We start from the raw sequence: 22,729 nt of genomic DNA, 5'->3' as shown, positions 1-22,729 counted from the left end.
ATTGCTGATAAGCTAGAATAAATAAAAGCCGAGTTTTTAACTCGGCTTTTTTGTATCTGAAGGAAATATAAGTTTATATATATCGTCTTTATTAAATAAAAAATCGATTATATTGCTTATTTATTTTCTCGTTTTTTTCAATTCAGATAATGTAACCAACTTTGCGTTTTAATGAATAGTGTTCGATAACTATTTAAATATCATTAATAATGCTTTTTTATTGAAACAATTCTATACATCTAATCGTTTATATGTGAATGGATAATTAATAAAAAATCATAAGATTATGATTTATAAGGATTTTGTCTGTTGTTTAGATTTTCGCTCATTATGTTTTGAATTATAAATTATCAGCATTTTATAAGGTGCCAATTAATTGACTGCTCTCTCCTCTTTGATACTGTCACGGTATCTAATATGAGGATATAAAATGAAAGTCATTTCTTTACTAGCTAATTGTTCAGTTGTTTCTGTAGATAGTAATATTTTAATTAAAAATTCAGAAGGACAAACAATTAAGCTTGAACCAGGGATGGAACTTCATAGTGGTGATATTTTGTTGCTGCCTGATGATTCTAATGTTGTATTACATTCGAATAATCAGTCTGTAAAAATTACAAATACTGACGGCTTTATTCAGCATGTTTCAACTGGTGCTGCAACTCAGAATGTTGCGATTTACCAGCAGTTCACATTTGATGGTGTAAACGAGCATCATCAACCTACTAATGCACAGGATAGTGTTATTTCAGATACCTCCGTTGATCCAGAGGTAGCTGCGCTACAACAAATCATTCTTGGCGACCAAGATCCGACAAAACAGTTTAAAGCGCCTTCTGCGGGTCCATCTACCATTACAAGTTCCTCTATTGATGGTTATGAGCTTATTGATTATGACAATGATCAAATGCTTGCAAAGGCTGGTTTTGATACTGCTTATATTCCAAGTGAACATCGTGATCGTCATGACGACTCATATCCTCAATTACATAAAGCATTAACTGCAGTAATTACTATCGACACTATTGCGCAAGATGACATTGTCGATGCCACTGAATCACACCAAAAACAAACCATCACAGGTACTGTGGGTGGTGATGTGAAGGTAGGTGATACGGTAGAAGTGACCCTTGATGGAAAATCACTGGGTACAGCTAAAGTAGTACAGGGTGTTCATGGCTTAGTGTGGTCACTGGATGGTGTCGATGGTAATACCTTATTAACAGCAGGTGTTGATAAGGTACAAGCATCTGTAACGATCGCAGATACTGTAGGCAATAGTGCTAGTGCACATACAACTCACGATTACTCGGTGAAAGTAGAAGCGGCGATCACGATTAATCCGATCACTGGCGATAACGTGATCACTCAAAAAGAAGGTCATGAGCCACAACTGCCTATCACAGGTACAGTGGGTAAAGACGTTGAACCGGGTGATACCGTTACAGTTACTGTCAATGGTCACCAATACACGACGACAGTCACGTCAGATAAGACGTGGACAGTCGAGGTGAAAGGCGACGATATTCTGAACGCTGATAAAGCGACAGCAACAGTCACCACCAGTTACGGTGTAGCACACGAAGCGACAGCAACGGCTGATGAACCTTACAAGGTTGATATTCAAGCGACCATCAAGATCACCAACATTGGTGGTGATGGCGTCATTAACAAAGAAGAATCCCACAGCAAAGTGCCAGTAACAGGTACGGTGGGTGGTGACGTTAAGCCGGGCGATACCGTAACGGTTCACATTGGTGGTCATGATTACACGACTAAAGTGGGTGGTGATAAGACGTGGACTGTTGGCGTAGATGGTTCAGATTTAGTTAATAATCCTAACCATGATGTTACAGCCAGCGTGACAACTGATGATGGTGCAGGTCATAGCACAACTGCAAACGATCATAAGCCATACGATGTGGATACGAGTATCAATGCCAGCATCACAATCGATACGATTGCCCATGATGATGTCGTGGATGCCACTGAATCACACCAAAAACAAACCATCACAGGTACTGTGGGTGGTGATGTGAAGGTAGGTGATACGGTTGAAGTGACCCTTGATGGTAAATCACTAGGCACAACTAAAGTCGTGCAAGGTGCGCATGGTTTAGTGTGGTCACTGGATGGTGTTGATGGTAATACGCTATTAACTGCACCCACCGATAAAGTGGAAGCAACGGTTTCGACTGAAGATAAAGCAGGTAATACGGCAACAGCTCATGCGACGCACGATTACTCTGTGAAAGTAGAAGCAGCGATCACCATTAATCCAATTACTGGCGATAACGTGATCACTCAAAAAGAAGGTCATGAGCCACAACTGCCTATCACAGGTACAGTGGGTAAAGACGTTGAACCGGGTGATACAGTTACGGTTACTGTTAATGGTCACCAATACACGACGACAGTTACGTCAGATAAGACGTGGACAGTGGACGTGAAAGGCGACGATGTTCTGCACGCAGATAAAGCGACAGCAACAGTCACTACCAGTTACGGTGTGGCACACGAAGCGACAGCAACGGCTGATGAACCTTACAAGGTTGATATTCAAGCGACCATCAAGATCACCAACATTGGTGGTGATAGCGTCATTAACAAAGAAGAATCTCACAGCAAAGTGCCTGTTACAGGTACTGTTGGTGGTGACGTTAAGCCGGGCGATACTGTAACGGTTCACATTGGTAGCCATGATTACACGACTAAAGTGGGTGGTGACAAGACGTGGACGGTGGATGTTGATGGCTCTGCATTGGTTGAAAACAAAGGTCATGATGTGACTGCTAGCGTGACAACCAGCGATGAAGCAGGTCACCACGCTAGTGCCCATGATGATAAGTCATATGATGTGGATACGAGTATCAATGCCAGTATCACAATCGATACGATTGCCCATGATGATGTCGTGGATGCCACTGAATCTCACCAAAAACAAACCATCACAGGTACTGTGGGTGGTGATGTAAAGGTAGGTGATACGGTTGAAGTAACCCTTGATGGCAAATCACTAGGCACAACTAAAGTCGTGCAAGGTGCGCATGGGTTAGTGTGGTCACTGGATGGTGTTGATGGTAATACGCTATTAACGGCACCCACCGATAAAGTGGAAGCAACGGTTTCGACTGAAGATAAAGCGGGTAATACGGCAACAGCTCATGCGACGCACGATTACTCTGTGAAAGTAGAAGCGGCGATCACTATTAATCCAATTACTGGCGATAACGTGATCACTCAAAAAGAAGGTCATGAGCCACAACTGCCTATCACAGGTACAGTGGGTAAAGACGTTGAACCGGGTGATACAGTTACGGTTACTGTTAATGGTCACCAATACACGACGACAGTTACGTCAGATAAGACGTGGACAGTGGACGTGAAAGGCGACGATGTTCTGCACGCGGATAAAGCGACAGCAACAGTCACCACCAGTTACGGTGTGGCACACGAAGCGACAGCAACGGCTGATGAACCTTACAAGGTTGATATTCAAGCGACCATCAAGATCACCAACATTGGTGGTGATGGCGTCATTAACAAAGAAGAATCCCACAGCAAAGTGCCCGTAACAGGTACAGTGGGTGGTGACGTTAAGCCGGGCGATACCGTAACGGTTCACATTGGTAGCCATGATTACACGACTAAAGTGGGTGGTGACAAGACGTGGACGGTGGATGTTGATGGTTCTGCATTGGTTGAAAACAAAGGTCATGATGTTACAGCCAGCGTGACAACCAGCGATGAAGCAGGTCACCACGCTAGTGCGCATGATGATAAGCCATATGATATCGATACCACGATTAATGCCAGCATCACAATCGATACGATTGCCCATGATGATGTGGTGGATGCTACAGAATCTCACCAAAAACAAACCATCACAGGTACTGTGGGTGGCGATGTGAAGGTAGGTGATACGGTTGAGGTCACTCTTGATGGAAAATCACTAGGCACAACCAAAGTCGTGCAAGGTGCGCATGGGTTAGTGTGGTCACTGGATGGTGTTGATGGTAATACGCTATTAACTGCAGGAGTGGACAAAGTAGAAGCGTCTGTAACGGCAGAAGATAAAGCAGGTAACACGGCAACAGCTCATACAACGCACGATTACTCTGTGAAAGTAGAAGCAGCGATCACCATTAATCCGATCACTGGCGATAACGTGATCACCCAAAAAGAAGGTCATGAGCCTCAATTGCCTATCACAGGTACGGTAGGTAAAGACGTTGAGCCGGGTGATACGGTTACGGTTACTGTCAATGGTCACCAATACACGACGACAGTCACGTCAGATAAGACGTGGACAGTTGATGTGAAAGGCGACGATATTCTGCACGCGGATAAAGCGACAGCAACAGTCACCACCAGTTACGGTGTACCACATGAAGCAACGGCAACCACTGAAGAGCATTATTCTGTAGGTATCGAAGCGACCATCAAGATCACCAACATTGGTGGTGATGGCGTCATTAACAAAGAAGAATCCCACAGCAAAGTGCCTGTTACAGGTACAGTGGGTGGTGACGTTAAGCCGGGCGATACCGTAACGGTTCACATTGGTAGCCATGATTACACAACCAAAGTGGGTGGCGATAAGACGTGGACGGTGGATGTTGATGGCTCTGCATTGGTTGAAAACAAAGGTCATGATGTGACTGCTAGCGTGACAACCAGCGATGAAGCAGGTCACCACGCTAGTGCCCATGACGATAAGCCATATGATATCGATACCACGATTAATGCCAGCATCACTATTGATACGATTGCCCATGATGATGTCGTGGATGCAACTGAATCTCACCAAAAACAAACCATCACAGGTACTGTGGGTGGTGATGTGAAGGTAGGTGATACGGTTGAAGTGACCCTTGATGGCAAATCACTAGGCACAACCAAAGTTGTGCAAGGTGCGCATGGTTTAGTGTGGTCACTGGATGGTGTTGATGGTAATACGCTATTAACTGCACCAACCGATAAAGTGGAAGCAACGGTTTCGACTGAAGATAAAGCAGGTAATACGGCAACAGCTCATACAACGCACGATTACTCGGTGAAAGTAGAAGCAGCGATCACCATTAACCCGATCACTGGCGATAACGTGATCACCCAAAAAGAAGGTCATGAGCCACAACTACCTATCACAGGTACAGTGGGTAAAGACGTTGAACCGGGTGATACGGTTACAGTTACTGTTAATGGTCACCAATACACGACGACAGTCACGTCAGATAAGACGTGGACAGTCGATGTGAAAGGCGACGATATCCTGCACGCAGATAAAGCGACAGCAACAGTCACCACCAGTTACGGTGTACCACATGAAGCAACGGCAACCACTGAAGAGCATTATTCTGTAGGTATCGAAGCGACCATCAAGATCACGAATATTGGTGGTGATGGCGTTATCAACGAGAAAGAATCACACAGCAAAGTGCCTGTTACAGGTACGGTGGGTGGTGACGTTAAGCCGGGCGATACCGTAACGGTTCACATTGGTAGCCATGATTACACGACCAAAGTGGGTGGTGATAAAACGTGGACGGTGGATGTTGATGGCTCTGCATTGGTTGAAAACAAAGGTCATGATGTGACTGCTAGCGTGACAACCAGCGATGAAGCAGGTCACCACGCTAGTGCCCATGACGATAAGCCATACGATGTGGATACGAGTATCAATGCCAGCATCACTATTGATACGATTGCCCATGATGATGTCGTGGATGCCACTGAATCACACCAAAAACAAACCATCACAGGTACTGTGGGTGGTGATGTGAAGGTAGGTGATACGGTTGAAGTGACCCTTGATGGCAAATCACTAGGCACAACCAAAGTTGTGCAAGGTGCGCATGGTTTAGTGTGGTCACTGGATGGTGTTGATGGTAATACGCTATTAACTGCACCAACTGATAAAGTAGAAGCGTCTGTAACGACTGAAGATAAAGCGGGTAATACGGCAACAGCTCATGCGACGCACGATTACTCTGTGAAAGTAGAAGCAGCGATCACCATTAATCCGATCACTGGCGATAACGTGATCACCCAAAAAGAAGGTCATGAGCCACAACTGCCTATCACAGGTACTGTAGGTAAAGACGTTGAGCCGGGTGATACGGTTACGGTTACTGTCAATGGTCACCAATACACGACGACAGTCACGTCAGATAAGACGTGGACAGTTGATGTGAAAGGCGACGATATCCTGCACGCGGATAAAGCGACAGCAACAGTCACTACCAGTTACGGTGTGGCACACGAAGCGACAGCAACAGCTGATGAACCTTACAAGGTTGATATTCAAGCGACCATCAAGATCACCAACATTGGTGGTGATGGCGTCATTAACAAAGAAGAATCCCACAGCAAAGTGCCTGTTACAGGTACAGTGGGTGGTGACGTTAAGCCGGGCGATACCGTAACGGTTCACATTGGTAGCCATGATTACACAACCAAAGTGGGTGGCGATAAGACGTGGACGGTGGATGTTGATGGCTCTGCATTGGTTGAAAACAAAGGTCATGATGTGACTGCCAGTGTGACAACCAGCGATGAAGCAGGTCACCACGCTAGTGCCCATGACGATAAGCCATATGATATCGATACCACGATTAATGCCAGCATCACTATTGATACGATTGCCCATGATGATGTCGTGGATGCAACTGAATCTCACCAAAAACAAACCATCACAGGTACTGTGGGTGGTGATGTGAAGGTAGGTGATACGGTTGAAGTGACCCTTGATGGCAAATCACTAGGCACAACCAAAGTTGTGCAAGGTGCGCATGGTTTAGTGTGGTCACTGGATGGTGTTGATGGTAATACGCTATTAACTGCACCAACTGATAAAGTAGAAGCGTCTGTAACGGCAGAAGATAAAGCAGGTAATACGGCAACAGCTCATACAACGCACGATTACTCTGTGAAAGTAGAAGCAGCGATCACCATTAATCCAATTACTGGCGATAATGTAGTAACACAGAAAGAAGGTCACCAAGCACAGTTACCTATTACAGGTACTGTAGGCAAAGATGTACAGCCAGGTGACAGCGTTATTGTTACTATCAACAAGCATGAATATGAGACGAAAGTAAAAGCTGATAAAACATGGACTGTGAATGTTATTGGTGCTGATGTACTTCATGCCGATCAAGCAACAGCAACAGTAACAACAAATTACGGTGTAGCACACGAAGCAACAGCAACAGCGCATGAGTCTTACAAGGTGATTATTGATGCTAGCATTAAAATCACATCGATAGCTGATGACGATATTTTAACGCCAAATGAAGCGAAATCTGATCACGTAGCGATAGTAGGTGATGTTGGCCAAGATGTTGAGAATGGTGACAAGGTAAAGTTAACCGTTAATGGTCATGAATACGAAGGTGAAGCGAAAGATGGTCACTTTACTATTGATGTACTAGGTAAAGACTTACTTGATGATCCTGATCGTATTGTAGAAGCGAATGTTACTGCAATGGATGATGCTCATCATACGGCTTCAGCATCAACATCTCACCACTACCAAGTAGATGGTGTAGTAATACAAGGCGATAACGGTGATAACACCATTACAGGTACTAATGGATCTGACTTGTTAATTGGTGACTTAACGCCACCACAAGCTGAACAACAGCCTGTGAATGTCAACTATGTGATTGATATATCAGGTAGTATGTATTACGGTCGAATGCTGACACTTGATGCAGTGCATGGCCATGTTGCAAAAAGTTATGAAGTGTATGTGGATTCTAATTCAACATTAACGGCATCTGATGGTACTAAGTTATCAGATAGACCTGGCTGGGTTACAGTTACATACGATCAGTTAAAATCGGGTTTACAGTATGATGCTGGTACTCGTGGTGGTATCGATATTAAAGCATCTGATGGTGAATACTTTACTGCTAAGTTTGATTCATTACCTTATTTGATGGATATCGTTAGAAAGTCATACTTATCACTAACAGAAGACATTCTTCACAATTTTGATGATAAATCGAAGATTCAATTTAACATTGTGACGTTTAGTAATGCGGTAAGAGGTAATAAGACTTTCCATTATGATGAGTCGACACATCAATTTGTTAATAAACAAAATGTGACGATTGAAAATTACATTCATGACTTAACCGCAGGTGGTGGTACACAGTTTGAGTGGCCTCTTAAAGATGCTAGTGCACACATAACAGATAGTAGTAAGCGTAATGTCGTGTACTTTTTAAGTGATGGTAAGGATGAAGATAAGCTTAATACTGCAGGTATTCATTTCTTAAAAGGAACTGAGATTGTATCGATTGGTGTTGGTGCATCCGCAGATGCTAAGCAGATGGATGAAATCGCTCAATTAGGTACGGGTTATGATAAAAATAACCCTAACGCGCCAAGTTACTCCAAGGTAATCACCAATGGTTCAGAGTTGAATGATATCTTTCATAACATTGGCCTACATTTTACGCCTGGTAGTGACACGATGACCGGTGGTATGGATGATGATGTACTGATTGGTGATGCACTAAACCTTGATTGGATGCATCATGCAGGCATGTTAGATAACATTCATTTAGATCACGATGCAGCACAGAAACCAGCTGAAGTATTAAAAGCGTATTTACATGAAAAACTAGGCCGTGACGTTCATACTATCGATTTAGACCATTTCATTACAGAGAATGCAGATAAGTTTTTAGGTGGTCAGCATGGTGGTAACGACATTTTAAATGGTAATGGCGGTAACGACATTCTATTTGGTGACGGTGGTAACGATACCCTTAACGGTGGTGATGGCCATGACTTACTTCTCGGTGGTTATGGTAATGATATGCTATCTGGCGGTGACGGTGATGATATCTTAACTGGTGGTGCGGGCAGTGATTTATTCCTGTTTGATACTATTAGTAAAGATAAAGTATCGACTGATCACATCACTGATTTTAATGTCAAAGAAGATAAGCTAAACATTAGTGAGTTATTAGATAAGTATGAACACGCAAATAGTATTGATACGCTATTAAGCCATGTTAGTGCGAAGTTTGTTGATGATGACGCTAATGTTAAGAAAGATCTTGAACTGACAGTGAAGACTGTAAGTGGCAAAGAGCAGAATATTATTTTAGATAATGTTGATGTTAATGGCCTATCTCTAAGTGATAGCAGCAGTTCTCATGATATTGTTAAGTCATTGTATGATCATCATATCTTTACTATTGTGAATCACTCATAAGCTGTAATTTGTTGAGAAAAAAGCCTGTAACGATATATGGTTACAGGCTTTTTTATTATCTAGATTATGACTAATTGCTTTAAGCGTTATAGGTTTTGGCTTTGACCATATTTCGGTATTGACTAGGTGTGATATCAAACTCTTTTTTAAAGCGAGTCGAGAAGTGATAAGCATCTTTATAGCCCACTTGCTCAGAGACATCATTAATGGACATCCCAAAGTCTCGTAGCAGCTCTTTTGCAATTGCCATACGTGTTTTTTGCAAATATTGATGTGGTGCTAATCCAACTTGATCTTTGAATTTACGATTAAAGGTTCTTAATGGTAGTTGGCAGTGTTCTGCCATGCTTTTGGCTGTTATTGGCTTACTTAGATTTAGCCTGATCCAGTCTTGAGCAACCGCAATAGATTCATCAAACTGTACTTGTCCACCTATCTCATAAAAAGGTTGATGATCGGATTTACTGATCTCATGTCCGTAATGGGTTTCAATGATCTTAGCGATATTCTGACCAAAATTATTGGTAATGAAATACAGCACCATTTCTGTTTGTGAGTTGATACTTTCGGTGCAATACAGCCCATTAGCAGAGGTTATTGAGGCTTGTTTATTCAGTCTGATCTTAGGATATAGCTGTGAGAATTTATCGTAAAAATACCAATGTGTAGTGGCGGTTTGATCATCAAGTAAGCCCGTTTCAGCTAGCCAAGTGACACCTGTACCTGTGGCAATGATTTTTGCGCCACTTTGATATTGTTTGATCAGCCAGTTAGGGATCTCTGGATGTTTGCTCAGAGAGGCAAGAGGATTGCCCCACATAGGAGGCAAGATGATCACATCAAAAATATCTTCATTAGCAAATGTGATATCTGGCTGAATGCGAATACCTGCTGTTAGCTTAGGTGATGTCAGGCTTGGTGCGATGATTTTAATAACAAAAGGGTCCGCTTTTTGGCTTTTTCTATCTCTAAGGCTTGCGGCACTTGATAACATTTCAGCACTGAGGGAAATACCTGTGATCAAAGCGCGTTGATAGAGCACAAATCCAATTTTCATACCTTCCTCTTTGTGATCAATGTATTAGTTATCAAGATGATTAATTATTGATATGGCATAAATGTCAGTTATTTTGGCACAAATACAAGGTGATAAACAATATAATGCTGTTATCCTGAATTAAAACAGTGTTTAAATAAAAGTCAGGGATTTTAAATGGCAAAGTTACCGCTGATTGTTGGTTTAGGTGGCATTAATGCTGCGGGCCGTAGCTCAGGTTTTCATAGTTATAAACTAATGGTTGCTGATGTGCTTTCAGAGCAAGTAATGCAATCAACGTGGCAGGATTTAGCTGCACGTATGGGGCTTGATGTTCAAGATGGTATGACTGAGAACGTGATTGTGGCAATTAAAGCGGGCACGTTTGTACGTCGTATTGATTCATTCGATCCCGATAACCTGTTGTACCAATACAAAGCCAACTTAAATACTGACAACGACAAGATTTGCTTTACTTTGCGTAAGTCTAAACTACCGACAAAAATTCCAGCTAACTGGGAAGTGGTAGAAGAAGGTAGCAAAGTTCATATCACCGTTAACGGTAATCTTGATGCTTTGATTGAAGATCGTGTTGCTTTCCCTGTAACCAGCGGCGGTAATATTCCAGCTGGCTTCAATCCTGCCTCTTTGTATAACTCTCGTTTTCACCCTCGTGGCTTAAGTTTAACGATTTACGGTGCATCTGACGCGCTTAATTCTTTAGGTGTTGAGTGGGATGAAATTTTACGCCATATCAAGCCTGATGAAGTCTCTGTTTATGCTGGTAGTGGTTTAGCTCAGATTGATGATAACTCGCTAGGTGGAATGCTAGCCGCGCACCTTACTGGTGGGCGAGTTAGCTCTAAAATGATGGCGTTATCATTGGCTGAAATGCCTGCTGATTTTATCAATGGCTATGTCATTAACAGCGTCGGTACAACCGGTACCAACATGGGCGCATGTGCCACATTCTTATATAACCTTCGTCAAGGTATGTACGACATTCAATACGGAAAATCAAAAGTGGTGATTGTGGGTAATGCGGAAGCGCCAGTGATCCCTGAGATCATGGAAGGTTTCCGTGTTATGGGCGCACTTGCAGAAGATGCTCAGCTTAAAGCACTTGATAATAGCGATGTTGTTGATAATCGTCGTGCTTGCCGCCCATTCTCTGCAAATGCTGGCTTTACCATGGCAGAGTCAGCACAGTTTGTTGTGCTGATGGATGATGAATTAGCATTAAAACTTGGCGCAAACATTTACGGCTCAGTAGCTGATGTGTTTGTTAATGCTGATGCAAACAAGAAATCGATTTCAGCACCGGGTGTGGGTAACTATGTCACTGTGGCAAAAGCGACAGCACTGGCGAAAGCGATTTTAGGTGAAGAGGGCGTTAAGCAAACATTCGTTCAAGCCCATGGTACAGGTACCCCACAAAACCGTGTAACTGAAAGCCATATTCTGAATGAAGTAGCAAAAACCTTTAAGATTGATCATTGGCCTGTAACGGCAATTAAATCTTATGTCGGTCACTCAATGAGTGCAGCAGCAGGTGATCAGTTAGTAGCCTCGTTAGGTGTATGGCAACATGGCTGGATCCCGGGAATTAAAACCATCGATCATATTGCTGATGATGTTCATCATTCAAACCTAAATATCTTGATGGATCATCAGTTCGCTGGTGATAAAGGACTAGATTACAAAGCAGTGATCTTAAATGCGAAAGGCTTTGGCGGTAACAATGCGACTGGTCTAGTGTTATCTCCTGAGCAAACGTTAGCAATGCTTGGTGCAAAATACGGTGATGATGTGATCGCAAGTTATCATCAACGTAATCAAGCCGTATTAGATATTACAACTGCCAATGATAAAGCAGCCTGTCATGGTGATGAGAAAATTCGTTATTACTTTGGTGAAGCGGTGATGGATGAAAACTCTGTCACTATGACACAAGAGTCACTTCAGTTATCTGAGTTTGAGCAAGCAATTGAACTTAGTGCAGAAAATCCATATGCAGAGTATCGTTAATAGGTATATTTTCTAGCAATTATAGAGGGGTAAGTTATTATTTGACTTACCCCTTTTTTGTTTTTTGGATATTAATGTGAAAAGTAACAAAGTCATTATCGCGAGTTTTATGAGCGTGTGTTTATCGCTATTTTCATTTTCTGCCGTGAGTATGGAGTGTAATAGTGATGCGCAAGCACTGACGTTATGGGCGAAAAGTCAGCCTCGAACAGTGTTATTAAATTTTGTCGATAATGTGACGAACAAAGGCAGCAAAGATTATGTGAAGCCAAGTGATCGTATTGCTGTTATCGATAATGATGGCACGTTATGGTCTGAAAAGCCGACTTATACCCAGTTCTTATTCGCTTTTGATCAGATCAAAAAGAAAAGTGCGAAACATCCAGAGTGGAAGACTCAAACACCCTATAGTTGGGTTTTAGACAATAATACTGATGCGATCTTCAAAAAAGGGTGGGCAGCATTACTGCCAATTTTAGAAACATCACAATCTAATATGACACCTGAGCAGTACAACCAAGATGTGATTAATTGGCTGAAAACACATCAGTCCCCACGTTTTAAACGTCCATATACTGCGTTGGTATTCCAGCCGATGATTGAATTGATTGATTACCTGCATGCTCATCAATTCGATGTATTTATTGTTACAGGTGCTGGTAGTGCGTTTGTAAAACCTTGGAGTGAAGCGATTTATCATATTCCAGCGCAAAACGTGATTGGTACAACGTTTGGTTATACCTATAAAGATGGTGAACTAGAAAAGAATAACAAGTTGGTTTATATCAATGATGGGCCGCAAAAAGCGATCAATATTGAAACCATTATTGGTAAGCGCCCAATCCTTGCTGTTGGTAATTCAACAGGTGATAAAGCCATGTTGAAGTGGACGACATCGCAGAAAGGAGCAAGCCTTGGTATGTTAATTCACCATACAGATGCCAAACGTGAGTGGGCATACGGTGCGAACTCATTTGAAGGTAAGTTTACCCCTGCGTTAATGGATGCAGCGAAAGCTAATAAATGGCAGGTGGTTGATATGAAAAATGATTGGTGTCAGATCTACCCAACACCCGCACAACAGCGCACATTGCCATAGTCATTGTTGATCCTATTAGACTAAAACAACAAAGCCGAGCAAATTGCTCGGCTTTGATTTATTGGATTAGCTTTAAAGATTATTTCTTTAGAGAAGTGATCTTTGTTGCTTTGTTATTGATAGCTCGACGTAGACGTGCACGACGTTCAGCAGCAGATTGGTCTTGTGTTGGGTTATTCTTACGGCCTTCACGTTGGCTAAATGCTGGCTTGGAGTGCATACGATCTAGTAGTGCATCACGGCTCTTTGGCTCATAACCGATTAATTGAACACGGTGGATTCGTTGACCGATCAAGCGTTCAATTTGCACTAGTGTTAGCTCTTCTTCACGGCTAACAAAAGAAATCGCATTACCTTTTTGTCCCGCACGACCTGTACGACCAATACGGTGAACGTAGTCTTCTGCAAGGAAAGGCATGTCGTAGTTAACAACATACGGCAGGTTTTGGATATCAAGACCACGAGCAGCAACTTCGGTTGCTACCATTACACGCGCTTTACCTTCTTTGAACTCTTCTAGAGCACGACGACGCGCACTCTGTGCTTTATCACCGTGGCAAAGTACCGCTTTGATACCGTCGAGTTTAAGCTCTTTAACCAGTTGGTTAGCGGTTTCTTTGTAGTTAACGAAAACAAGAACTTGTCTCCAGTTCTTCTTACCGATTAATTCAGACAGTAATTCCGTTTTACGTTCTTCATCAACAGGGTAAACCACGTGAGATACGGTGTCAGCTGTACTGTTTTCAGGGGTTACCGTAATGCGTTGTGGTTTGTGAAGAATATCAGCAGCCAGTGCGTTCATTTGTGCAGAAGAGGTTGCAGAGAACAGCATGGTTTGAGGCTTAGTGCGGATATCGTCAAGGATCACACGAATAGCACCGATAAAGCCCATATCTAACATACGGTCTGCTTCATCAAAAACAAGGAATTCAAGGTTTGCTAGTGAAACATTGTTTAGTTCCATGTGCTCGATCAGACGACCCGGTGTAGCAACAAGAATATCAACACCTTGTTCTAGGCGTTTTTCTTGTGATGACATTTTTTTACCACCAAAAACAGCAGTACAAGTGATGCCTGTGTATTTAGTGTAGTCACTGATGTTGTTGGCAATTTGCTCTGCAAGTTCACGGGTTGGCGCAAGAATTAATGCACGAGCATTGAAACGGCTTTTTGACTTTGGTGTATCAATCAGCTTTTGAATAATAGGTAGTGAGAAAGCGGCAGTTTTGCCTGTACCTGTTTGTGCAAGTGCAAGGATATCTGCACCACGACGTGCTTGAGGGATTGCTTTTGCTTGCACTGGAGTCAGTTTTTCGTAACCGATTTCAGTTAACGCTTTAACTAAATCTTGAGAAAAACCCTGAGATAAGAATGACATGCTTTGTTCCTAAACTGTCGGCTAAAGCCGATTACATTCATAAACGTCGTTGCTTATGAATGTAATCATCTTGCCGTTAAAAATGGTCGCGTATTATAGTCGATTATAGGTTAATTCGCTATATCAACATAATACAGTAGATGTGGGTGCTAAAAATTGCTCTTATTGATAAATCTTATCGTCACGACAAGATTCTTTTAGTGTTCAATATATGCTTTACGAGTATCATTCGGTAACAAAATGAAAAAATAAGAATAAAATGCCAGTGTCAAAGAAAAGTATTACTAAAAAGCGTGTGCTCCTTATCATAAGTGCTGTAGTAACTCTATTTATATCAATGATTTATTGCTACTTTGCAGGAAATAATGTAAATGAGTCTGTTGCCTATAGGATTTATGATACGGTTCATAGCCCCGAAATAAAGGTTGTTCATAGTCACTATAGCCACACATCTTATGTTCAGCGTAAAGCGATACTTGAACAAATCGTCATCGAAAATAAAGATTTAAAAGGTATTTTCTATATTAAAGATGGCAAATATATTTATTCAGATCGTGACTGTGCCATTAATAAAAGTGCGGTAATCGATTTAGCCAATAAAGTTGATGAGTTTAAAAACAACGCGGTTTATTTCTATATCGATAAAAAAGACATCTATGGCTCACCTGCCTTTATTTATATGTTCAAGTTTGGTAGTGGATACTACCAGATGATTTTCTATAAAGAAGCGATTGCTATACCTGAAAGTTTATTCAGCGTAAAAGTGGTCAGCAACTTTGATGATGAAGTGTTATCAGGTGAGGAAAATATAGGTGTAAGACTTGCGAAGAGTAAACTGCATGCTGTAGGGGTTAGTGTGATTACAGGGATCACATTAAAGCATTTTCTATGTATCTACTTTGTGGTGTTTTTTCTTGTTACGCCTGTAATGCTATTACTGTTCGTTTTTATTGAAAAAATCGTCGGTCGTCAGAATAACTTTAATATTGATATTCGAGCAGGATTAAAAAATAAAGAGTTTATCCCTTATTACCAAGGTATTTATTCCGTAGATAAAGATAAGTTCGTTGGGGCGGAACTGCTTTGTCGTTGGAACTATAAGGGAGAGAAAATTCTGACACCTGCTAGCTTTATTAATATTCTTGAAGACAGTGGGAAGATTAATGCAGTGACACTAGGCTTATTGGAACAGCTGGCTCGTGATAAGATCTTGTTTGATAGCATTAATCCTGAGATGTATTTCTCCGTTAATATCACGATTAATATGCTGCTAGATCCTGAGTTTGTTGAAAGTGTTTTGCAATTCCTTGAGAAAAACCCACAGCTTGATGGTTGTTTAACGTTTGAGTTGACTGAGCGTGATAAACGCTTTGATTATATCTCTGAAGTTAAAGAAGCCATGTGTTTACTGCATCTTCACGGCATTCGTTGGGCATTGGATGATTTTGGTACAGGGTATTCAAATCTGCTAACGATGCACAAGTTACCGATTGATATTATCAAAGTGGATCGGATGTTTATTTCATCGAAAAATGACATTATCACTTATGATATTTTAAGAAAAATTGTTGATTTATTAAATACATGGAAGTTGCCTATCATTATGGAAGGTGTGGAGACTGAAGCTGAATTAGATAAAGTAAAACAGCTTTCGATAGATTTAGTCCAAGGATTTTATTTTAGTAAACCTATGGCGGCCAAAGCGTTTATTGAGCACTTAGGATCTAAATAATCATAGCTAAGTTATGGTATTAAAAAGCCCGCATAACAAGCGGGCTTTTATGTATTTGCTGATTGTATAAGAGATATGTTACTTAAACTCAGCCTTACGCATACGGTTTAGCACTGCCATTACCTCGATCACTCGTGGTTTAGACATTTCACCATACTTAGGCATCATTGCTGCCCAATCGTCGTGGAGCATGTTAGCAAACGCACGAGCTGGCATTTTTTCCCAACCTTTTAGCTGTGCAAGTTGGAACCATAGGTAACCAATCGCTAATAGCTGGCTTGAATGTGCAACTTGCTCTAATGCTTGAAGATCGACATATTCACGACCAAAGCGCAGTGATGTTTTATCTTTCACTTGAATACGGAATTTACCTTCTTCAAGTAGCGATTGTAGTGCGCTACGGTTCACTTGGCGTGTACGTGGACGTACGATCACTTCTGTACCTTCAGCCTTACGACGAGTAGGGTGAGAGGCAACAACTTCACGGGCTTTTTCTGTTACATCCACAGCTTCGTAGTTGTGCATTTGAATAACCGTATCAGCAACATCAAGGTAGTCACCAGAGCCGCCCATTACTAGCATCACTGAGATATCATGTTGATCGCGTAGTAGAGAAATACGGTCGACAAGTGGTGTAATTGGCTCATCATCTTTACAGATCAGCGCCTGCATACGTTCATCACGGATCATAAAGTTAGAAGCAGATGTATCTTCATCGATTAATAATGCTTCTGCACCGGCTTCGATAGATTCTTGTAACCAAGATGCTTGTGAAGTTGAGCCTGATGCATTTTGGCTAGTGAATGCAGTTGTGTCTTTACCCATAGGTAAGTTACTGATGTATGGTGATAAATCAACGTTGTGTACACAGCGTCCATCTTCAGCACGGATCTTAGCAGCATTGTAATTTGTTACGATGTATTCACGACCATCACCTGGAATGTGATCGTAAACTGAGCGTTCAATGGCACTTAATAGGGTTGATTTACCGTGGAAGCCACCACCCACAATCAGCGTGATACCTTCAGGAATACCCATACCACGGATCTTACCTTTGTGTGGTGCTTCAAGCTCAACAGCAAGGTTTTCTGGGCTCATAAACGGCACAGCATTTGGTAGTGGTAAATCACTGTTACCTGCAAGACGAGGAAGTACACTACCGTCAGCAACGAAAGCTAATAGTTTGTGCTCTTTTAATTGCGCACGTAAGGCAACCTGATCTTCTGCTGCTTCACAGTGTGCTTTAAGCTCGTCCATCGGTAATTCACGTGCAATTGTTGAACGACGGATCATCTTTGGCAGGTGGAAAGTCAGCAGATTCATGGTGCGTTTCGCAATGATCGTACGACCATCTGCAGGTAGGTTTACGCGAAAACGTAATTCGATACCTTCATCATCAAACATTACCGCAGTACGATCTAAGATCACTTGTCCTGGCATGTCGATTAAAACTGCGTTGTCTTGCTGTGACAGATCAGCGAAGAAACGTGCGATGAAGTCACGTGCTGCACGTTGGTATACTGGTGATTTTTCACGAAGCCATTCAAGATCTGTTAATGACCATGCACGACGAGCGCGAACACGAGAAGCTGGCGCAAAAGGATCCGTTTGAACGGTATCAATAAAGAAGTCGTAATCAACGAAGTGGTATTCACCACGTAGGCTGGTGTAACTACGGTAATTATGACGGTCAATTTTATGGAGTTTGGCTTCGAGTAATTGCATATCGCCTCGATATCGTTCGTTATGGTGCATGCACCGAGAATCTAGTGTGTTCGGGGGCTGGATATTACACTAAAGTCCGATAGTTAGCATGTAAACTTTAAACGGGATCACAAAAAATCACACTCATTAACAGTGCTATTGTGAAAGGGGCTGTTGTTTAATCATTATATTTTAGTCAATAGCTTGCAAAATATTGATGCTGACTATTTTGGATAAACAAACAGGGGAGGAAACCGATGAAGGAAACTCTGAATCAATTATTTGTTTATGGCACATTAGCGCCTGATCAATCTAATGCTTATGTTCTATCAGATCTAAAAGGGACGTGGCAGAAAGCTTATGCGGTTGGTTTTGTTTATCCAAACGGTAAGGGAGCAACCATTGGTTATCCTGCTTTTGTACCGCAAGCACACGGTGAGAAAGTGCAAGGCTTGTTATTTCGCTCTGAGGAATTAGAGGATCATTGGCCTCGAATTGATGATTTTGAAGGTGAAGGCTATGATCGTGTGATGATCACTGTTTTACTTGAAGATGGCACAGAGCAACAAGCATTTGTTTACCGATTAAGTCCAAGTGAAATTTAAGTAGATTGAGTTTTTATTGATATAAAAAGAGCGTTCACCATTGATTGATTAACGCTCTTTTTAACGGATTAAGTTTATTTACGACCGTAAACTCTAATACCTGCGCTTCCATCTTCTGCACGGCCATGTACTTGAATATCAGTTACACAGCGCTCATAAGAGAAACGACGCCAATCCGTTCTTTCATTTTTATCTAGCTTTCGCTGGAATTGAAATACGCGTGATGAACCATTTTGAAATTTGAAAACAACTTTTGACAAAAATACATCACGTTCAGCTTTGATCTGAATTGATTTTGCATTACGGCAAAGAGGAACAGGGATCTTGGCGTTGTTATTTTTCGCTTCAAGAAGAATAGTGCGGCCTAATGTGAAGGTATCCGCAGCTGCTGTTGTTGAAAATGTCATTGCTGACAGGATCATTGCTGCAGCCATTGTAGCTTTTAGTTTCATAAAGAAATCTCATAATAAAAAACTGCAGCAATTATAATGATGTTCACTTCAATTAGAGAAAAGCTAGGTTGTAACTATTTGTAATTTATTTACTCAGAATATATGTGAACAAATCGGGATAAAATTGGATTTTAATTGTTGATATTTACATTAAAAATATGACTTTTGAATTAATCATGTTTTTAAAGGTGAACGTGAGGTGAATAAAGCATTATTCAATGGAGAAGTACGGTGTAATTGACATTACCATGACGATAACTGGAGCAGAACATGATCGTTTGTGTGAGTACGGGTACGGAAGTTATGTTTTCATGAACGTTTGATTAAGAAGAAATATTAAAACATTTTAAATTTAAAATAAGGGGACACAGATCTGATTGTCTATTTTGTTGTTACCGTTAATAAGTAATGCCACCTACACTTAGATGGCATTCTCAGATGATTGATGGTTAACCTGCGGATCGTCCCCCAAGGCACTGGCTTAAGAAATTATCGACTTTTCTAGCGAGTTTCTTTGTTTGAGTTGGTGTGCCGTAATGGTGACCAGTATTATTCATTTCCCAATATTGAATGTCTTTTCCTGCTTTTTTGGCTGCTTCAACAAAACGACGAGATTGCTCTGGAATAACAACAGCATCATCTTCACCTTGGATGACCAGTAGTGGCGCTTTCATATTATTAACGAAATTAATCGGTGATTGCTGTGCACGTTGTTGTTTCATTTTAGGATCATTGAAATCACCAATGTAGTTCTGCCAAATATCTTCATGTCGCTTCCATGGCTCAGGAAAGTTATTAACCATCAACTCAAGATCAGACATGCCAAAAATATCTACGCCACATGCAAACTTATCAGGTGTAAGCGTCATACCAACAAGCGTAGCGTAACCACCATAGCTGGCCCCCATGATTGCTACGTTATTAGGATCGCTGATCCCTTGCTCTACAGCCCAATTGATACCATCAATTAGATCGTTATGCATCGCTTTTGAAAACTCCCCATAGCCAGCTGAAATAAAATCGTAACCATAACCGGCAGAGCCTCTGAAATTAACTTGAATAACGGCATAGCCACGGTTGGCAAGTAATTGTGCTTCGGTATTGAAGCCCCAATAGTCGCGAGCATGAGGTCCGCCATGAACAAGTAAAACCGTTGGGAGCTGTTTGGCTTCTATGCTATTTGGCAGGGTTAAATAGCCATTAATGTTTAATCCATCACGGCTAGTAAATTGAATCGGTTTTTGGTGTGCAAGGTACTGGGTGTAATAGTACGACTTACTTTGTGAAAGAAGTTCTTTTTTATCAGTGACTGTATCGTAAAGATAAATCTTAAAGCCCTGATCGTTATATTGGCTTAAGGTGAATTTTTCATTTTGACTATCACGACTAAAGATCAGAACACTGCTTTTACCTTTACTGTAGAACTTATCGAGTATTTTTTGATAAGCAGGGTGGAACGCTTTTGCCTCTTGGTAATCAGGGGAGCTAAAAGCAATAGCTGGATTTAAGTTGTTATCAGCATAGTATAAATCGACATCAACACGATCATTAGCATAAAGGGTAGTTATATCGTTTATTGTTAAATCTAACTTAAGTAACTGGATCTTATCTGTGTTGTTGTTGGCTAATATAGAAAGAGTATTTTTCTTATGGTTAAGCATCGCATGAGAAACTTTGCCATTTTCGCCAGCATCAAATAAGAGTTTACCTGTACTTAATTGATATATTTCCTTCTCATCTTTTATATAGGCAAAGACGGATCCATTTTTAACGCTGTTATTAACAATAAAGCCATCGATAGCTAACTTATCGTCGATCTCAAATAACAAGGTTTCTTGTTTCGTTTTGATGTTAAGGCGATAAAGGTTAAAGGCTTTTGGGTCAGTACCGTTATGTCTAACGATGATATTGTCAGGATCATTTTTTAGGATATCGACGACATAAACCTGATTGTTGCCATCATAAAATGGTTTGATCTGGCGTGTTGGATGCTCTGTATCTAAAAAGAATATTTTAGACTTCATATCATCGAAATGGGGAACATAGATTAAATTTCGGCTATCTGGCATCCATTCAAAAAAAGAAATCCAACCATCAAACTTGCCTGTTTCGCCTGTCTCTAAATGTTTAAAATGAAGTGCAGTGTAAGGATTTCCATTATTATCAAAGCTGTCTTTCAACCACGCTAACTTTTTACCATCAGGGGATATTTGGTAAGAGTGGGTACCGTTTGTTGTCGTCGTAAGATCTTTAAAATCAAGTAACATGGGTAGTGTTTGGTTTGCAAGGGATTGGTGAGTCGCTTCTTTAGGTTGTACACACCCAGTAATTAATAAAAGAATAGCTATTTTTACGTATAGTTTTTTTATTAACGTCATTGTTATACCGATCCCACTGAATTAATTGTATTTATTTTAAATATATTGTGATAACAATTAAGTCACATCTGGTTTTTATTAAATATGCGATCGAGTTAATTAATATACTTATACCCAAGTGACTTCAAGATACCTGATTCAGAGCGAAGTCACTGAGTTGAATTCAAGGAAGGCAACGAAGCGGAATAGCGAGCTCTTTCCAAGTTGTCTGACGCAAGAAGTCGGCTCAGTGACACGCTCCCAAAGGGCGAGCGTCCTTAGCTCTCAGACTTTGTTAACAATTCTCAATGTAGAACCACTATATCTACGAATCGTTGCCGCGCCTGAGAACTAAGGCCATCTCGCTGAACATAGCATCTTGAAGTTACTTGGGTATATAAGGGTGCGAGATGATCGAAATTAAGCCTTTTACCAACCGAGATGAAAATGCAGTTAAGCGGATTGTTGTACCTGAATCGCAAGTGAGATTTGCATCAACTGCTGAGGATTTCATTGCGAGCGCCACTGAAACTATGCATCTTTATGTGATTTATTATCACGGGGAGATCATTGGCTTTTTTAAACTAGACATTGCTTATTCCGAACAAATGAAATTTTGTCCAATCAATACGCTTGGCTTACGTACTTTTGTGATTAGTCAACCTTATCAAGGTAAAGGGATAGGAACGGCAGTCATTAAAAGGATACTGCACTACACCGCAGTACATTACGCTAGATATGATGCCATATATTTAACTGTTAATTGCAAGAACCCTGCTGCGAAACGTTGCTATGAGAAAAGTGGATTTCAATTAACAGGAGCTCTCTTTCTTGAAGGAGATTTTGGTCCACAAGAGGTTATGCTTGCTTATAATCATCACGATTTGAAAAGTTGAGATTAAATCTTATTAAGCTTTAAAGGAATATTCTGTATTTTGTCACATTCCTTTTAATGTATGGTGTTTTATTTTGCATTTAAGTGTGATTTAAATCATGCTTTTTATTTATCGCTAAAAAAGAGTTTTATTCACTGGTTTTTAACTGGTATAGCGCAAGTAACCTCTGAAAAAAATCAAATGTAACCAAAAGTAAAACATTTTAAGTTT

At 41.0% G+C, this 22,729-nt stretch carries 11 protein-coding genes; 6 read left to right on the top strand and 5 right to left on the bottom strand.

Features of this window, described 5'->3' with window-relative positions; translation table 11 throughout:
- Positions 1-430 precede the first annotated feature (430 nt).
- Positions 431-9,232: a retention module-containing protein gene (locus tag Q7657_RS05615; RefSeq protein ID WP_107166213.1), complete on the top strand. Its 8,802-nt coding sequence runs from the start codon at positions 431-433 to the stop codon at positions 9,230-9,232.
- Positions 9,233-9,311: 79 nt separating this feature from the next.
- On the opposite strand, the gene Q7657_RS05610 is transcribed toward Q7657_RS05615, so the two are convergent.
- Positions 9,312-10,289, bottom strand: a complete 978-nt coding sequence (locus Q7657_RS05610) for a GlxA family transcriptional regulator (RefSeq protein ID WP_107166212.1) — start codon at positions 10,287-10,289, stop codon at positions 9,312-9,314.
- Between the two features lie 156 nt (positions 10,290-10,445).
- Here Q7657_RS05610 and Q7657_RS05605 point away from each other — a divergent pair, with 156 nt between their 5' ends.
- Together Q7657_RS05605 and Q7657_RS05600 are read left to right on the top strand one after the other, a co-directional pair.
- On the top strand, positions 10,446-12,296 hold the full coding sequence (locus Q7657_RS05605; protein WP_107166211.1) for a beta-ketoacyl synthase: 1,851 nt from the start codon (positions 10,446-10,448) through the stop codon (positions 12,294-12,296).
- A gap of 76 nt (positions 12,297-12,372) precedes the next feature.
- Positions 12,373-13,395 carry an HAD family hydrolase gene (locus Q7657_RS05600; protein ID WP_258178261.1) on the top strand — a complete coding sequence of 341 codons (1,023 nt, stop codon included), beginning with the start codon at positions 12,373-12,375 and terminating at the stop codon, positions 13,393-13,395.
- A gap of 79 nt (positions 13,396-13,474) precedes the next feature.
- On the opposite strand, the gene Q7657_RS05595 is transcribed toward Q7657_RS05600, so the two are convergent.
- A complete protein-coding gene (locus Q7657_RS05595) occupies positions 13,475-14,773 on the bottom strand; it encodes a DEAD/DEAH box helicase (RefSeq protein WP_107166210.1) in 1,299 nt (432 codons plus the stop codon).
- A 337-nt stretch (positions 14,774-15,110) separates the two neighbouring features.
- Here Q7657_RS05595 and Q7657_RS05590 point away from each other — a divergent pair, with 337 nt between their 5' ends.
- Positions 15,111-16,505: an EAL domain-containing protein gene (locus Q7657_RS05590; RefSeq protein WP_107166343.1), complete on the top strand. Its 1,395-nt coding sequence runs from the start codon at positions 15,111-15,113 to the stop codon at positions 16,503-16,505.
- A 78-nt stretch (positions 16,506-16,583) separates the two neighbouring features.
- Here the strand turns inward: Q7657_RS05590 and Q7657_RS05585 are convergent, their stop codons facing one another.
- The gene (locus Q7657_RS05585; RefSeq protein WP_107166209.1) at positions 16,584-18,230 is read right to left on the bottom strand and encodes an ABC-ATPase domain-containing protein; all 1,647 of its coding nucleotides are present in this window, start codon (positions 18,228-18,230) and stop codon (positions 16,584-16,586) included.
- Positions 18,231-18,466: 236 nt separating this feature from the next.
- Here Q7657_RS05585 and Q7657_RS05580 point away from each other — a divergent pair, with 236 nt between their 5' ends.
- A complete protein-coding gene (locus tag Q7657_RS05580; protein WP_107166208.1) occupies positions 18,467-18,814 on the top strand; it encodes a gamma-glutamylcyclotransferase family protein in 348 nt (115 codons plus the stop codon).
- Between the two features lie 74 nt (positions 18,815-18,888).
- Here Q7657_RS05580 and Q7657_RS05575 read toward each other — a convergent pair whose 3' ends face one another.
- Together Q7657_RS05575 and Q7657_RS05570 are read right to left on the bottom strand one after the other, a co-directional pair.
- Complete coding sequence (locus Q7657_RS05575; protein WP_053989242.1) at positions 18,889-19,266, bottom strand: DUF2541 family protein; 378 nt, start codon at positions 19,264-19,266, stop codon at positions 18,889-18,891.
- 449 nt (positions 19,267-19,715) lie between these two features.
- The gene (locus Q7657_RS05570) at positions 19,716-21,644 is read right to left on the bottom strand and encodes a S9 family peptidase (RefSeq protein ID WP_107166207.1); all 1,929 of its coding nucleotides are present in this window, start codon (positions 21,642-21,644) and stop codon (positions 19,716-19,718) included.
- Between the two features lie 389 nt (positions 21,645-22,033).
- Between Q7657_RS05570 and Q7657_RS05565 the strand changes: the two genes are divergently transcribed.
- On the top strand, positions 22,034-22,519 hold the full coding sequence (locus Q7657_RS05565) for a GNAT family N-acetyltransferase (protein ID WP_107166205.1): 486 nt from the start codon (positions 22,034-22,036) through the stop codon (positions 22,517-22,519).
- Positions 22,520-22,729: the final 210 nt, after the last annotated feature.

Source organism: Candidatus Photobacterium acropomis (assembly GCF_030685555.1).
Classification (GTDB): domain Bacteria; phylum Pseudomonadota; class Gammaproteobacteria; order Enterobacterales; family Vibrionaceae; genus Photobacterium; species Photobacterium lucens.
This window is presented reverse-complemented; position numbering and strand designations above follow the sequence as displayed.

What these genes read in the sequence shown, in the direction of transcription:
- Q7657_RS05580 (WP_107166208.1), top strand. Translation starts at nt 18,467, where the DNA reads ATGAAGGAAACTCTGAATCAATTATTTGTTTATGGCACATTAGCGCCT.
- Q7657_RS05570 (WP_107166207.1), bottom strand. Translation starts at nt 21,644, where the DNA reads ATGACGTTAATAAAAAAACTATACGTAAAAATAGCTATTCTTTTATTA.
- Q7657_RS05615 (WP_107166213.1), top strand. Translation starts at nt 431, where the DNA reads ATGAAAGTCATTTCTTTACTAGCTAATTGTTCAGTTGTTTCTGTAGAT.
- Q7657_RS05585 (WP_107166209.1), bottom strand. Translation starts at nt 18,230, where the DNA reads ATGCAATTACTCGAAGCCAAACTCCATAAAATTGACCGTCATAATTAC.
- Q7657_RS05565 (WP_107166205.1), top strand. Translation starts at nt 22,034, where the DNA reads ATGATCGAAATTAAGCCTTTTACCAACCGAGATGAAAATGCAGTTAAG.
- Q7657_RS05595 (WP_107166210.1), bottom strand. Translation starts at nt 14,773, where the DNA reads ATGTCATTCTTATCTCAGGGTTTTTCTCAAGATTTAGTTAAAGCGTTA.
- Q7657_RS05610 (WP_107166212.1), bottom strand. Translation starts at nt 10,289, where the DNA reads ATGAAAATTGGATTTGTGCTCTATCAACGCGCTTTGATCACAGGTATT.
- Q7657_RS05590 (WP_107166343.1), top strand. Translation starts at nt 15,111, where the DNA reads ATGATTTATTGCTACTTTGCAGGAAATAATGTAAATGAGTCTGTTGCC.
- Q7657_RS05575 (WP_053989242.1), bottom strand. Translation starts at nt 19,266, where the DNA reads ATGAAACTAAAAGCTACAATGGCTGCAGCAATGATCCTGTCAGCAATG.
- Q7657_RS05605 (WP_107166211.1), top strand. Translation starts at nt 10,446, where the DNA reads ATGGCAAAGTTACCGCTGATTGTTGGTTTAGGTGGCATTAATGCTGCG.